This is a genomic window from Corallococcus sp. CA047B (genome assembly GCF_003612065.1).
In the GTDB taxonomy this organism is placed as follows: Bacteria; Myxococcota; Myxococcia; order Myxococcales; family Myxococcaceae; genus Corallococcus; species Corallococcus praedator.
Genome location: NZ_RAWD01000270.1, coordinates 1 through 13,359, shown reverse-complemented (window position 1 = coordinate 13,359; position 13,359 = coordinate 1). Strand labels below are relative to the sequence as shown.

General features: G+C 70.5%; 13 protein-coding genes, 1 tRNA gene and 1 pseudogene. 3 read left to right on the top strand and 12 right to left on the bottom strand.

From position 1 onward, the window contains the following. The 8 genes from D7X74_RS31500 to D7X74_RS31465 all read right to left on the bottom strand — a co-directional run. A partial coding sequence (locus D7X74_RS31500; protein ID WP_147446753.1) for a glycosyltransferase family A protein occupies positions 1–1,127 on the bottom strand: 1,127 nt, incomplete at its 3' end. After that, positions 1,124–1,975 carry a glycosyltransferase family 2 protein gene (locus D7X74_RS31495; RefSeq protein ID WP_120536716.1) on the bottom strand — a complete coding sequence of 284 codons (852 nt, stop codon included), beginning with the start codon at positions 1,973–1,975 and terminating at the stop codon, positions 1,124–1,126. The genes D7X74_RS31500 and D7X74_RS31495, both read right to left, overlap by 4 nt. Further along, positions 1,972–3,282, bottom strand: a complete 1,311-nt coding sequence (locus D7X74_RS31490; RefSeq protein ID WP_120536715.1) for an ABC transporter ATP-binding protein — start codon at positions 3,280–3,282, stop codon at positions 1,972–1,974. The genes D7X74_RS31495 and D7X74_RS31490 overlap by 4 nt, the downstream gene beginning before the upstream one ends. After that, entirely contained in the window at positions 3,279–4,058 is a 780-nt protein-coding gene (locus D7X74_RS31485; protein ID WP_158620237.1) for an ABC transporter permease, read from the bottom strand. Before D7X74_RS31485 ends, D7X74_RS31490 begins: the two co-directional genes overlap by 4 nt. A 169-nt stretch (positions 4,059–4,227) precedes the next feature. Further along, a tRNA-Gly gene (locus tag D7X74_RS31480) sits at positions 4,228–4,302 on the bottom strand. Positions 4,303–4,389: 87 nt separating this feature from the next. Next, on the bottom strand, positions 4,390–5,088 hold the full coding sequence (gene pgsA, locus D7X74_RS31475) for a CDP-diacylglycerol--glycerol-3-phosphate 3-phosphatidyltransferase (RefSeq protein WP_120536713.1): 699 nt from the start codon (positions 5,086–5,088) through the stop codon (positions 4,390–4,392). A gap of 11 nt (positions 5,089–5,099) precedes the next feature. Then, positions 5,100–6,740, bottom strand: coding sequence for a tetratricopeptide repeat protein (locus D7X74_RS31470; protein WP_120536712.1), 1,641 nt, complete (start codon positions 6,738–6,740; stop codon positions 5,100–5,102). Then, a complete protein-coding gene (locus D7X74_RS31465) occupies positions 6,697–7,386 on the bottom strand; it encodes a lytic transglycosylase domain-containing protein (protein ID WP_120536711.1) in 690 nt (229 codons plus the stop codon). The genes D7X74_RS31470 and D7X74_RS31465 overlap by 44 nt, the downstream gene beginning before the upstream one ends. 88 nt (positions 7,387–7,474) lie before the next feature. On the opposite strand from D7X74_RS31465, the gene nadB reads away from it, so the two are divergent. From nadB to D7X74_RS31450, 3 genes are read left to right on the top strand one after another with little or no spacing between them, the layout of a single operon-like run. Then, positions 7,475–9,064 carry an L-aspartate oxidase gene (nadB, locus tag D7X74_RS31460; RefSeq protein WP_120536710.1) on the top strand — a complete coding sequence of 530 codons (1,590 nt, stop codon included), beginning with the start codon at positions 7,475–7,477 and terminating at the stop codon, positions 9,062–9,064. Positions 9,065–9,070: 6 nt separating this feature from the next. Beyond that, the gene (locus D7X74_RS31455) at positions 9,071–9,832 is read left to right on the top strand and encodes a rhomboid family intramembrane serine protease (protein WP_120536709.1); all 762 of its coding nucleotides are present in this window, start codon (positions 9,071–9,073) and stop codon (positions 9,830–9,832) included. A gap of 1 nt (position 9,833) precedes the next feature. Next, positions 9,834–10,436 carry a TIGR00730 family Rossman fold protein gene (locus tag D7X74_RS31450; RefSeq protein ID WP_120536708.1) on the top strand — a complete coding sequence of 201 codons (603 nt, stop codon included), beginning with the start codon at positions 9,834–9,836 and terminating at the stop codon, positions 10,434–10,436. A 21-nt stretch (positions 10,437–10,457) separates the two neighbouring features. On the opposite strand, the gene D7X74_RS31445 is transcribed toward D7X74_RS31450, so the two are convergent. The 4 genes and pseudogenes from D7X74_RS31445 to D7X74_RS31430 form a co-directional block, all read right to left on the bottom strand. Continuing rightward, entirely contained in the window at positions 10,458–11,087 is a 630-nt protein-coding gene (locus D7X74_RS31445; RefSeq protein WP_120536707.1) for a hypothetical protein, read from the bottom strand. Further along, positions 11,084–11,650, bottom strand: coding sequence for an orotate phosphoribosyltransferase (pyrE, locus tag D7X74_RS31440; protein WP_120536706.1), 567 nt, complete (start codon positions 11,648–11,650; stop codon positions 11,084–11,086). The genes D7X74_RS31445 and pyrE overlap by 4 nt, the downstream gene beginning before the upstream one ends. Before the next feature lie 3 nt (positions 11,651–11,653). Next, positions 11,654–12,811, bottom strand: coding sequence for a ParB/RepB/Spo0J family partition protein (locus D7X74_RS31435; protein WP_233602339.1), 1,158 nt, complete (start codon positions 12,809–12,811; stop codon positions 11,654–11,656). Between the two features lie 322 nt (positions 12,812–13,133). Further along, positions 13,134–13,359 (bottom strand): annotated as a pseudogene (locus tag D7X74_RS31430) (polymer-forming cytoskeletal protein); the annotation flags it as partial.

The window sequence follows — 13,359 nt, the reverse complement described above, 5'->3', positions numbered from 1 at the left end:
CCGATTCCCCCCTGCCCCACCCCGGTCAGCGGGAAGGGACCGATCCGCGTCCGGTCGATGACCAGCACATGGACCAGCTCCGGGTGAAGCGTGAGGTGCTGCACCTCCAGCTGCTCCCCCAGCGGAAACGGCACCTTCGCGCGAACGTACGGCATGGCCCCGGCGCTGGACGCCCACTCGGTGCGGAAGGACCGCGCCACCGCCCAGGCCGCGCTGCTTCCCTGGAGCGCCTGGACGAGGTGCGCGTAGTGACGCGGATACACCAGGCACCGCGCATCCAGCAGCGCCAGGTACTGGCCCCGGGCCTGACGGAGCGCCGCCGCGTACAGGTCGCCCGCCGGAGCGCGCACCACGCGCGGCTGGAACGTTCCCAGCTTCGCGTAGCGCTCCAGCGACGCCTCGGCGGCGGACAGGTCACTGTCTTCCGGCGCCGCGAGGAGGAGTTCCAGCGGCTGCTGCTCCTGACACGCCAGCGCGAAGAGCGCTTCGTCCAACATCGCGGCGGAGGCGCGCGGGTCATGCAACAGCACGACGCTGAGCAGCCCCTGTTCAAGCACCCGCGCCGGCGCCTCCGGGACGATGGCGTAGAGCCCCTCCTCCACCTGCGTGGACACGGAGAGCTGGGCCAGCAACGCCCGCAGGGCCTGTTCGGCGTCCGCCGCCAGCGCGGTGGAACCCGACGCGCCGGGCAGCACTTCCCGGTGGGCGATGCGATAGCCCGCGTCGGACAGCCGCCGCAGCATCCCCTGCTCGGAGATGCCGGCGCGCACGGGCGCGGTGCCCAGCCACGTCTCCAGCAGTGCACGGGCCGAGCCCGCGTTGCGCAGGTGGAACAGCACCTCCGCACGCGGCGCCTCCTGCCGCAGCACCTCCAGCCCGCCCGTCAGCACGTGCGACACGGCGTCGCCGGTGAGCACCACGTGGGACGGCTCGGTGCCCTCGGGTCGCGTCCACGCCGGTCCGGGCTGCTCCCGCACGTCACACCCGTGGGCGCGCAGCGCCGCCGCCAGCGGCTTCGCCTCGCCCACGAGGCACACCACCGCCCCGGCCCGCACGCGCGACAGCACGAAGGCGGTCAGCCGCTCCGGCGCATCGGATGTCGCGACCTCCTCCGGCATGGCGTTCACCAGCGCCTCCTCGCGAACTCGAGGTGATGGCCGAACTCGGCGATGCGCGACAGGCGCCACCCGGGGTTCACGACCTCCGGCAGAGCGAACGGTTCGCCCCCCAGCGCGGAGTACTCCCGCAGGCGGTCGCGCATGAACGTGGCGTTCCCGTACTTCGCTCCCAGCAGGGCCGCGCTGCGGCGCACCATCCGCTCGCGCAACGGACTCTCCTCCCGGGTGACGGTGTAGTGGTGCACGCGCGCCGCCGGGGCCACCCGGACGGACAGCCCCAGGGCCCGCGCCCGCCACGACAGGTCCACGTCCTCGCAGTACATGAAGAAACGCTCGTCGAAGCCCCCCGCCCTGGCATGCAGCTTCCGCGTGACGAGCAGCACGCAGCCACTGCACCACGGCGTCTTCCCCGTCACCGGATCATAGGGTTTGGGGTGTTCATCCGGGAACAACCGCGCCTCCACCAGGCCGGTGTCCGGCATCCGGTCCGCCGCGTGGACCAGCTCGCGCACGCAGTACGGGTGCAACACCCCGTCCGGGTTCACGCAGATGTAGTGACGCACCCCGGGCGTCCCGAAGGCTTCCGCCATCAGCCGGTTGTGCGCGCCGCCGAAGCCCAGGTTCTGGCCGGAGTAGCGGTAGTCCGCCCGCGCATCCAGCCGCGTCACCACCGTGCGCAGCGAGTCGTCCGGCGAGTTGTCCAGCCACGTCACGCGGAAGCCAGGCGCCCCCACGGCGTCACGGTTCCACTGGAGCGACGTCCACAGTCGCTCCAGCTCCTGCGTCGGGTTCCGGTACAGCACGATGCCCAGCCAGATGCCCGGCTCCCCCCGGCCTGCCGCATCCCGCCCGCTCACGAGCCTACGTCTCGCACCTGCGCCACGCGCGCCCCGACACCCTCCACCACCCAGCGATGCACCGGCCGCGTGACGCCCACGTCCTTGACCCCGGAGCGGACCTCGAAGGCACACGCCGCTTCGCGCTTCTGCAGCACCTGCCCGGCCGCATCACGCACCGTCACCGTGAACGCATAGCGGCCCGCGGTGAGCCCCAGCCGGTCGACGACGAAGCGCACCGAACCGCTTCCCGGCGTCTCCGAGCGGAAGGGCACGCGCTCCACGAAGGTGTCCGTGCCGTAGACGACCACGCCGTCCGCGCGCGTCAGCTCCAGGCCGAAGCCCAGCCCAGGCGCAGGCGTCCGCGTGGTGAACCCCACGCACAGCTCCACCCCGTCCTCGGAGTCCACCCACTCCGCCACGGTGCCGTCCCGGCGCAGCAGCCCCACCGAGTCCACCTCCAGCGGCGAAGGCGCGGCGGACGGCGCCGCGAGCGAAGGCAGGGCCCCGCCGTCGGACGCCAGCGCGGGCGACTCCATCGCCATGCCCCGCTCCTCGGCCAGCGCCACCGCGCGCTTGTAGCTCTTGATGACCTCCGCGGGAGGACCGAACTCACGGATGCGGCCCGCGTCGATCCACGCGCCCAGGTCGCACCAGCGCTCCAGCGTCCCCAGGTCGTGGGTGACGATGACGATGGTCTTCCCGGCCCGCTTGAACTCCGTCATCTTCGCGAGGCTCTTCTTGCCGAAGTGCTCGTCGCCCACGGCGAGGATCTCATCGATGATGAGGATGTCCGGCTCCACGTGCGTGGCCACCGAGAACGCCAGCCGCATGTACATGCCGCTGGAGTAGGTGCGCACCGGCTCGTCGATGAAGTCACCCAGCTCGCTGAAGGTGATGATCTCCTCCATCCGGGCCTTCACCTCCGCGCGCGTCATCCCCAGGATGATGCCGTTGATGAGGATGTTCTCCCGGCCGGAGAAGTCCGGGTGGAAGCCCGCGCCCAGGTCCAGGAGCGCGCTGATGCGCCCGTGGATGTCGATGGTGCCCGTCGTCGGCGTGTAGATGCCGCAGATGAGCTTGAGCAGCGTGCTCTTGCCGGAGCCGTTGCGCCCGATGATGCCCACCGTCTTGCCGCGGGGCACCACGAGGTCCACGCCCCGGAGCGCTTCGATCATGGACTTGCCGTCCACGTCGCGCTTGCCCCGGAGCATGCGGATCAGCTCCGACTTGATGGTCGTGTATTCGCGCCGGATGGTGCTCTTGCGGAAGCGCTTCACCACGTTCCGCAGCACGATGGCGTCCGGCGACGCGATGTCGCTGCTCATATGAACTCCGCGAAGTCCTCGCGACGACGCTCGAAGATGCCGGCGGCCACCCAGAGCAGCGCCAGGGAGACGCCCATCCACATGAGGAGCGGCCCTGGATTGGGAAGCCGGTGCTCGTAGAAGATGGACTGGTAGGACGTCACCATCACCGCCATCGGGTTGAGCAGCACGAGGGGGCCCTGCGCGGCGTCCGGCAGCGTGTCCACCCGGTAGAAGACGGGCGTGACGAAGAACCACATGGTCAGGAGGTTGGCGATGATCTGCTGCAGGTCCCGGAACGTCACGTTCAACGCGGACACGATGTAGACCAGCGCCACCGTCATGCTCAGCTGCGTGAGCAGCACCACCGGGAAGGCGATGATGTGCCAGGTGGGCACATAGCCCAGGATGAGCCCCAGCCCGATCATCAGGGGCAGGGACAGCACGTAGTTGCAGAGGTTGGTCACCACCACGGTGGCCGGCAGCACCTGCGCGGGAAAGCGCACCTTGGTGAGCAGGTCGCGCCGATCACTGATGGAGCTGGCCCCGGCCCCCAGGGACGTGGAGAACCAGATCCACGGCAGGAGCCCCACGAACACGAAGTAGGTGTACCCCTCGATCTTCTGCCGCATGTAGACGGTGAAGAGCAGGGAGTAGACGCCCATCTGCAGCATCGGGTTGAGGAACGTCCACAGGAAGCCGAGCACCGAGTTCCGGTACCGCGCCTTGAGCTCCCGTTGGGTCAGGCTGAGCAGGAGGCCCCGGTATTGGTAGAGCTCACGCAGGTTGCGAAGCATGCAGGGCCATCCATACATCATGCGAAGAGGAAGAGGTGAGCAACGGGACTTCCGGGCGCTCGCGGACACGCCCGTCCGGCCGCTCGCCGCATCGCGCCGCGCCGGCCTCGCGCGCGCACCACCTGGAAAAGAAAAAGGCCCCCTGGTTTCCCAGAGGGCCTTTATTTTTTGGAGCGGGAAAAGGGATTTGAACCCTCGACCCTCGCCTTGGCAAGGCGATGCTCTACCGCTGAGCTATTCCCGCATCAGGACTGCCGTACCGCTTGCTGCTTTCCGTCGGGCGGTGCCGCGCCGGAAGTGAGATGGGGTATACAGAGGGCCTTCGGACCCGTCAAACACTTTTCGCATCCGCCTCCGGATCCGCGCCTCCCCTCCGGGCGAGCATGGCCAGGAACGCGCGGAAGTAGACGACGGCGCTCCACACGGAGAACGCGCCCGACAGGTAGACGAGCACCTTGCCGACCTGGTTGTAGTCGACCGTGACGGTCTGGAAGCCCAGGTCCAGCGGGTGCACGTAGTGGACGCACAGGGAGATGATCCCCACGAGCTGGAGGGACGTCTTCCACTTCCCCTCCTGGCCGGCGGCGATGACCATGCCCTCGCTGGCCGCGATGGTGCGCAGGCCGCTGACGATGAACTCGCGCGCCAGCAGCACGATGACGACCCAGGCGGCGATGCGGCCCAGGCGGACCATCATCACCAGGGCGGCCATGGCGATGAGCTTGTCCGCCAACGGGTCCATGAACTTGCCCACGACGGTGATGAGGTTCCACTTGCGCGCCAGGTAGCCGTCCACCACGTCGGTGATGGAGGCCACCGCGAACACCAGCCCCGCGAGCAGCGAGTGGAGCGGATCCGCGTCGTAGGTGAGCCAGACGAACAGGGGGATGATGAGGATGCGCCCCAACGTGAGCATGTTGGGCAGGTTCCAGAACTCCTGCACCAGGATGCTGGGACGGCGGGAGGCGCGCTTGCGGGCCCGCTCCTCACGCTTCTTCTGCTTCCGGAGAGCTCGGTCCGAGGAGGCCATGGGCGCGCTTTCTACCGGACCCCGAGTGCGATGAGGGCAAAACCTTCACCGCCCAACTCCACCGCCGTGCGCAGTGTCTCCCCGGCAGCGGACTGGAGCAGCGGCACCACACGCGGAGTGAGGTTGCCCAGCCAGCCCACCAGATGGGACAGGGGCACCGACACCGGCGCGTCCATCGTCACCGGCACCGAGCGCAGCGGCCCCGACAGACTCAAGAGCACCCGCCCCTGCCCGCGCAGGTGCACGAGGTCCAGGTCCGGCGCCAGGTCCGACGGCACGCGGCCGTTCTCGAACACCACCGGCTCCTCGAAGGCGAAGACGCTCGCGTCGCGCAGGTAGACGGACTCATCGTCCAGCACCATCGCCACCAACTGCCGCCCGGCGGCCGGCTCCAGGTGCAGCGTGCCCTGACCCCGGGCGCGCACCATGGCCTGGACGCCGTCGCCGAAGGGCTTGTCCGTGGCCCGGCCCCGGAAGCGCTTCATCTCCGGCTGGAAGGCGACCTGTCCCTGCACGGCGATGAGCCCCTCCAAACGAGTGAGCAGTTCCCCGTTCACCGACACGGCGACGCTCGCGGGCCCCTGCACGAAGGGCTGGGCCGCGGAGGCACCCGGCAGGACCGCCGTGGGCGCCCACTCGGTGAGCACCGGTGGGTTCACGCCGGGTCCGGATCCGCTCGTGTTCGCGGCCGGGGACGGCGTGGCAGCGGCCGGCGCGGGGGGCTCGCTCGCGGCCAGCGCGGCGGAGGTCTCCTCGAATGTGGTGACAGGCTCCTCGGAGACTTCAATCTCCTCCGACACCGGGGTCGGGGGCAGCTCGTCGGAGACCTCCACGTCCTCCCCGGAGGCGTACGCGTCCGTCGTCGCGACCAGCGCCCGGGCCTGTTCGGAGTCGGAGTCGGAGGCGGCTGAACCGGCGGAGAGGCTTGGATCCTCGTCCTCGTCGAAGCGCAGCTCGTCGTCCGAGGGGCGCGGCGGCGGCGTCGCCGCGACGGGAGGTCGGCTTTCCCGGGCGCCCGTGGCGGGAGTCTTCCGGGGTGCTTCGTCCAGGCCGAACTGGGCGCCCCAGTCGTTCTCGCCGGAGCCGGTGGAGGCGGTGGACGCGCCCTCCCCTTCGCCGCCTTCCGCGTCGCGGGGACGGGCGGGCGCGGCGGGGCGGCTGAAGCCTTCACCAGCGATGGCGCGCGACATCTTCTCCGCCATGGCATCGCTGCCGGACAGCAGGAAGTGCTCGCGCGCGCGGCCGTACTCGCCCATCTGGGCGAAGGTCAGGCCCAGGTAGTTGTGGGCCTTCTTGTGATCCGGGGCCAGGTCGGTGGCGGTCTCGAACTCGCGCGCCGCGCGCTGGAGCGCGTTCGTCTTCAGGTAGACGAGCCCCAGGTTGACGCGCAACGTGGGGTCCACCGGGTTGTCCCGCACGAGCATCTCGTACAGGTCCGCGGCGCGGTCGAAGAGGCCCAGCTTGAAATAGGTCAGGCCCAGCAGGTTCTGGGCCTTCTCGTGACGCGGCTGGAGCTGGTGCGCACGCTCCAGGAAGTCCTTCGCTTCAATGACCTTGCCGGCGCCCAGCAGCTCGCTTCCACGGTAGAGCTGCTGCAGGAACTCCTCGTCAGCGGGGCCCGGCTCCTTCGTCCCCTTCGTGCGCGTCGTCATTCTCGGGTGTGGGCTCACGGCTGCTGGCCTCGGCCTGGGCGAGCCGCTCGCGCTCCTTGTAGTGGTAGTAGAGCTGGACGACCTTGCGCACGTACGCCTGGGTCTCCGCGTACGGAGGCACCTGGCCTCCGTACTTCTTCACGGCCTCAGGCCCGGCGTTGTAGGCGGCGACCATCTTCACCATGTCGCCGTCGAACATGTTGGCCAGCACGCGCAGATAGCGCACGCCGCCCTCGATGTTCTCCTTCGAGTCGAAGATGTCCTTCACGTACATGTCCGTCGCGGTGGCCGGCATGAGCTGCATCAGCCCGCTGGCGCCCTTGTGGCTGAGCGCGTTCGGGTTGAAGTTGCTCTCCGTGTGCATGATGGCGCGCACCAGCGCGGACGGGATGCGGTAGCGCAGCGCCGCCTTGGCGATGTGCGGATCCAGCTCCTCCGGCGTGCGCGCGCGGCCGCGCACCGGAGCGCTGGTGGCGGGCGCGGGCGAGAAGGTGCCGGCCAGCTTGCGCGCCTTGCGCGAGCCCGCCGGGGGCACGTTCGTGTAGACGATCGTCCCGTCCTTCTCCACGTAGCTGTAGATGCCGTCGGCGAACGACGCCGTGGGGGCGAGGGTCAGCAGGGCAAGAAGGACGGTGAGGACACGCATGGCGGCGGCCGAAACCTTAGACAACGGCCGGAAAGTCCTCAAGAAAACGCCTTGTTTCCAGCACTTACCGCCATTAAGGCTGTTCGCCATGCCCCATCGGTTTGATTTCCTGGTCCTGGGCGGAGGCGTGGCGGGTCTGTCGTTCGCCCTGGAGGCGGCCCAGCATGGCACCGTCGCCGTGCTCACCAAGCGCGAGCGGGGCGAAGGCAACACCGCCTACGCGCAGGGGGGCATCGCCGGCGTGCTGGCCCCCACCGACACGTTCGACGCCCACATCGAGGACACCCTCGTGGCGGGCGCGGGCCTGTGTCACCGGGACGCGGTGGAGGTCACGGTGCGCGAGGGCCCCGAGCGGCTGCGGCAGCTCGTCGCCCTGGGCGCGGAGTTCGACCGTCGGGTCGGCGGCGAGTTCGACCTCACGCGCGAGGGTGGCCACTCCGCCCGCCGGGTCATCCACGCGGGCGACATCACCGGCCGCGAGGTGCAGCGCGCGATGCTGGCCGCGTGTGACGAACACCCCAACATCACGTTCTTCCAGAACACCGCCGCCATCGACCTGATGCTGGACAGGAAGCCGCACTCGCCCTCCGCCAGCCGGTGCGTGGGCGTGTACGCGCTGCTGGAGGACGGCACCATCGAGCGCTTCCTCTCCAAGGTGACGGTGCTGGCCACCGGCGGCGCGGGCAAGGTGTACCTGTACACGTCCAACCCGGACGTCGCGACGGGGGACGGCGTGGCCATGGCGTACCGCGCGGGCGCGCGCGTGGCGAACATGGAGTTCTACCAGTTCCACCCCACCTGCCTGTTCCACCCGGAGGCCAAGAGCTTCCTCATCAGCGAGGCCCTGCGCGGCGAGGGCGGCAAGCTGCGGCTCAAGGACGGACAGGCCTTCATGGAGCGCTACCACCCCATGAGGGACCTGGCGCCGCGCGACGTGGTGGCGCGCGCCATCGACGCGGAGCTGAAGCGCACGGGCAACGACTGCGTCTACCTGGACATGACGCACCTGGGCCGCGCGTACGTCACCGAGCGCTTCCCCAACATCTACGCCACGTGCAAGGCCTTCAACATCGACATGGCCGTGCAGCCCATCCCCGTCGTGCCCGCGGCGCACTACCAGTGCGGCGGCGTGGTGACGGACCTGCACGGGCGCACCAACGTGCCGGGCCTCTACGCCATTGGCGAGGTGTCCTCCACGGGCCTGCACGGCGCCAACCGGCTCGCGTCCAATTCGCTGTTGGAGGGCCTGGTGTTCGGCCACCGCGCGGTGAAGGTGGCGGCGGAGGAGATCGCCTCGCTGACGCACTCCAGGGAGGAGCCGCCCGCATGGGACTCAGGCAGCGCGGTGGACTCCGACGAGCGCGTCGTTGTGGCCCACAACTGGGATGAGATCCGCCGCCTGATGTGGAACTACGTCGGCATCGTGCGCACGGACAAGCGGCTGATGCGCGCGCGCCGGCGGCTGGAGCTGTTGCGCGAGGAGATCCGCGACTACTACTGGCGCTTCAAGGTGACCCGCGACGTCATCGAGCTGCGTAACATCGCGGAGGTGGCGCACCTCATCGTGGACTGCGCGAGCCGTCGCAAGGAGAGCCGGGGCCTGCACTACACCCTGGACTACCCCCACACCGACGAGCACCAGGGCACGCGCGACACCGTGCTGTCCCGGGAGCTGTGAGCCGCCATGTCGAGTCCGCGCCGCACGCAGAATGAGCTCCCGGGCCCCACTGGCCTGGGCGACGAACCGGGGCCCACGCAGGGCCACCGCGATGGTGACGGCCCGCCGCCTCCGGGGCCGCGGGTCGCCCTGCCCCGCCCGTACGTCTGCTACGCGCTGATGGCCGGCGCGGTGGCGATGTTCTTCCTGGGCCGCTCCCTGGGCCAGACGCTGGTGGGGCCGGACGGGACGCCGGTGGGACACCTGCCGCCGCTGGCGCTCTTCGGCCCGGCGGTGCGCGCGGGCGAGTACTGGCGCCTGCTGGGCATGGTGTTCGAGCACGGCAACGCGCTGCACCTGTTCTTCAACATGTCCGTCGTCTTCACGATGGGCCAGACGCTGGAGCGCGGCATCGGCAGTCTGCGGTTCCTGGCGCTGTCGCTCGTCACCGCGCTGGGCGGCTCCGCGTTCGCGCTCTTCTTCAACTTCAACATCGTGACGGTGGGCGCCTCCGGGATGATCCTCGGCTGGGGCGGCGCGATGCTGCCCATCGCCACGCAACAGGGCCGCAAGGACCTGTACTTCTGGCTGGTGCAGGTGGCGGTCATCAGCCTGCTGCCCGGCGTGAGCTGGGCAGGGCACCTGGGCGGGTTCGTCTTCGGCCTGCCGTGCGGCATGGCCCTGCGCCAGGGCCGGAAGTTCTACGCGCGCGCCATCCCCGTGCTGCTGTTCATCGCCGCGGCCCTGGCCCTGGTCGCATCCCACCCCGAACGGCACGGAGGTTTCTGACATGGCCGAAGTCAACGTGCGCAGCGTCTGCATCTTCTGCGGTTCCCGCTCGGGCGTGCGTCCCGAGTACCGCGACGCGGCCACGAAGCTGGGCGCCGCGATGGCAAGGCGGGGGCTGACGCTCGTCTACGGCGGCGCCAGCGTGGGGTTGATGGGCGCGGTGGCGGACGCGGTGCTCGCCGGCGGCGGCAGGGCCGTGGGCGTGCTGCCCCACTTCATGGACGCGAAGGAGCTGGGGCACCCGCGCCTGACGGAGATGCACCGGGTGGACTCCATGCACTCGCGCAAGGCGCTGATGGCCGAGCGCGCGGACGCCTTCATTGCCCTGCCCGGCGGCTTCGGCACCCTGGACGAGCTGTTCGAGATCGTCACCTGGGCCCAACTGGGGCTGCACCGCAAGCCCATGGGCCTTCTGGACGTGGATGGCTTCTTCCAACCGCTGCTCGCGCTTGTGCAGCGCATGGTGGAGGCCGGCTTCGTGCCGGAGACCCAGGCGATGCCCTTCGCGGTGAGTCCTTCGCCGGACGCGCTGCTGGACCGCCTGATTTCGGGGCCCACCATGCCGGTGACGTCGAAGTGGCTCAAGGACGGCCAGCAGACCTGAGGCCGCGGGCCGCTGCTTCGTTCAGTGGGCCTTCACCTTGAGCTCCGCGCTGCCCAGCGACGAGGCCACGCGCAGCATCACCTGGTCGGTGCCTTCGGGGATGACGGGCTGGCCTCCGGAGAAGGTGAGCGGGAAGCGCACGCGGTAGCCCACCCAGAAGAGGGTGGTGTACGGGTAGTAGGCGCGCACGTTGAGGTCCGCCCGGCCGATGCGGCGGACCTCCACGGGCGTCACCTCGCCCGCGGGCGTCACCAGCGCGATCCGCCAGATGCTGTTGCGGTTGGCGAAGTCGTCGTAGCGCGAGTCGTTGACGTGCACGCCCAGGAAGAACTCGTGGAACTGCGCCGCCTCCGCCTGTTCCTCGGCGAGCAGCGACTCCACCTTCGCCGCGGGCAGCGTCTGGAAGAGCGCGCGGCGGCGGACGCGGGCGTCGCGGAAGACGGGCGTCTGCAGCGTGGCCCCCGCGAAGATGCGCGTGTCGAAGCCGTCGTAGATCTCCTTGCGGTCCGAGTACCGGTCCAGCACCGCCATGTACGCGGCCTCCGCCTTCGGATCATCCAGCGTGGGAGCAGGCTCCCCGACGAGGGGGGGCGTGTTGGCGCAACCGCCCAGCACGCCCAGCAGCACCACGGCCACCAGCAGCCTTCTCACGGGATGAAGTCCTTGCGCGTGAACAACGTGGTGAGGCGGTGGCCGGAGGCCTCCACGGCCTCGCGTCCGCCTTCCAGCCGGTCCACCAGCGCGAAGGCGCCCAGCACCGTCAGGCCCTCCAGCTTCGCCCGCTCAATCGCCTTGAGCGTGGACGCGCCCGTCGTCACCACGTCCTCCACGATGGCCACCGGCGCACCGGGGCCCAGCGCGGCCAGACCTTCAATCCACTGGCCGGTGCCGTGGCCCTTGGGCTCCTTGCGCACGATGAAGGCGTGCAGCGGCGAGCCCTCCAGGAAGCTGGTGAGGCTCACCGCCGACGCGAGCGGATCCGCGCCGAGCGTCAGCCCACCCGCGGCCACCGCCGACGGAGCGTCGCGCCGGATGGCCTCCAGCAGCAGCCGGCCGATGAGGTAGTGGCCCTCGGCGAGCAGCGCGGTGCGCTTGCAGTCGATGTAGAAGTCCGACTCCTTGCCGGAGGAGAGCACCACGCGCCGCCGCTCGAAGGAGCGCTGGGTGAGCACCTCCAGGAGCCGGGCGCGGTCGCGAGTGAGCGATTCCGCCATGGCCTACAGACCCTCCAGGTACTTCACCAGCTCCGCCGAGTAGCGGACCTGCATCAGCAGCTCCGCGCGCCGGGATTCGTCCAGCGAGGAGAACACGTCCGCCAGCAGCGACAGGTCCTGGTTGAGGGCGCCCATGCGCTGCGCGACGTCCGCCGCCAGCTCATCCGCGTCGATCTCCTCTTCCACGCCCTCCGGCGCCAGCGTCTCCTCGGTGGCGAGCGCCTTCTCCAGCATGTCGCGCACCGGCGCGGTCAGCCGGCCTTCGGCCTCCAGCGAGTCCCGCTTGGCCTCCAGCGTGTCGTGCTCCACCGGCGAGGCGTGGATGGCCTCCGCCAGCGACAAGAGCAGCGCGTCCTCGTCGGACAGCTCCTCGTGCACGCGGACCTGCACCTGGTCGCGCTTGAGGAAGCGCAGCGCCGCCACGCGCCGGAAGCCGCAGATGAGCTGGTAGCGCTCCTCGCCGCGCGGGCGCACGTCCACCGGGAACAGCTGTCCCAGGCGCGCCAGGTCCGTGGCCAGCTCGGACACGTCGCCTTCGTCGCGCAGACGGAAGGTGGTGTCCTCCTCCAGTCGCTCCAGCGGCAACACCATCGCCGTCACCTGTCCCATCACGCGGGGCTCCACGGCCTCCGCGAGGGGCTCCTCGTCCGGGGTCGCCACAGCTTTGTCGGAACCGCCATCCGGGCCGGGGGCTTCTTCCTGGCTCGCGCGGCTCGCCACGTCCCAGATGCCGGCGCTCAGGAGCGCTGCGTCCACGCCCGACACCGGGCCGGAGCGCGCCTCGTCCTTCGGCTCGCCAGGGGCGTCCGCCACATCGCCGCCCGACGGCAGCTCCACGTAGCGGCCCGGGCCCGCCTGTTCCGCGGAGGCTTCGGAGCCCGTGCCGGCCTCGGACGGAGCGCCCGTTTCGCCAGTCGTTCCGGAGGCCGCACCCGCATCCGGGCTCGTCGCGGAGGCACCTTCCACCGCGCCGCCCGTGCCTGCCTCGGGGTTCGTCCAGGCCCCATCGCCGCCGGCTCCGGAGGCCGCACCGGCATCCGGGTTCGTCGCGGCCGCGGCAGTCGCCTCACCGCCGGTTCCGGACTCGGAGCCCGTCACGGCCGCGGTGCTCGCGTCGGTTCCACCGCTGGACGCGTCCACCGTGCCGCCGCCGGCTTCCACCGGGGCCCCAGGGGCGTCACCTGCTCCACCGCTTGCTTCCGCTTGCGCTCCACTCACGGCGTCGCCACCCGCTCCCGCCTGAGAGGCGCCTTCCGAAATGACTTCCCCACCCGCGCCCTGCGCGTGCGAGGTCCCTGCCACGCCCTCGCCATGCTCCGGCCGGGACGCTTCGGACGCGCCCTCCTGCTGGGACGGCGTTGCGTTCTCCCCAGGTGTGCCCGGCATTCCTTCCTGTCCCTCGGCCCTGTGCTCGGCGTCCATGGTGGCACCCCCGGTTGTTCCACCCCCGCGCCGCCGGAAACGGCGGCGCGGTGGGCGGGCTCTAGCGGGACTTCTTCACCACGACCTTCTTCTTCGCGCCAGCGGCCACCACGCGGGACATGGGTCCCGAAGCACTGCTCGCCTGCTCAGTGGGTGGCGGGCGCGGCGGCTCGGGCGCGCGCGCGGTGAACGTGGGCGCCGAGGGCGGCGGCGGCGGCAGCGGCTTGCTGGCCGGAGCCGAGGGCCGGGACACCACCGTGGCCGGCGCCGTGCTGGCGGGCGCGGGG

Coding starts and splice junctions, on each gene's coding strand:
- D7X74_RS31455 (WP_120536709.1), top strand. CDS start 9,071: ATGTCGAGTCCGCGCCGCACGCAGAATGAGCTCCCGGGCCCCACTGGC.
- D7X74_RS31470 (WP_120536712.1), bottom strand. CDS start 6,740: ATGACGACGCGCACGAAGGGGACGAAGGAGCCGGGCCCCGCTGACGAG.
- D7X74_RS31465 (WP_120536711.1), bottom strand. CDS start 7,386: ATGCGTGTCCTCACCGTCCTTCTTGCCCTGCTGACCCTCGCCCCCACG.
- D7X74_RS31490 (WP_120536715.1), bottom strand. CDS start 3,282: ATGAGCAGCGACATCGCGTCGCCGGACGCCATCGTGCTGCGGAACGTG.
- pgsA (WP_120536713.1), bottom strand. CDS start 5,088: ATGGCCTCCTCGGACCGAGCTCTCCGGAAGCAGAAGAAGCGTGAGGAG.
- D7X74_RS31450 (WP_120536708.1), top strand. CDS start 9,834: ATGGCCGAAGTCAACGTGCGCAGCGTCTGCATCTTCTGCGGTTCCCGC.
- nadB (WP_120536710.1), top strand. CDS start 7,475: ATGCCCCATCGGTTTGATTTCCTGGTCCTGGGCGGAGGCGTGGCGGGT.
- D7X74_RS31485 (WP_158620237.1), bottom strand. CDS start 4,058: ATGCTTCGCAACCTGCGTGAGCTCTACCAATACCGGGGCCTCCTGCTC.
- pyrE (WP_120536706.1), bottom strand. CDS start 11,650: ATGGCGGAATCGCTCACTCGCGACCGCGCCCGGCTCCTGGAGGTGCTC.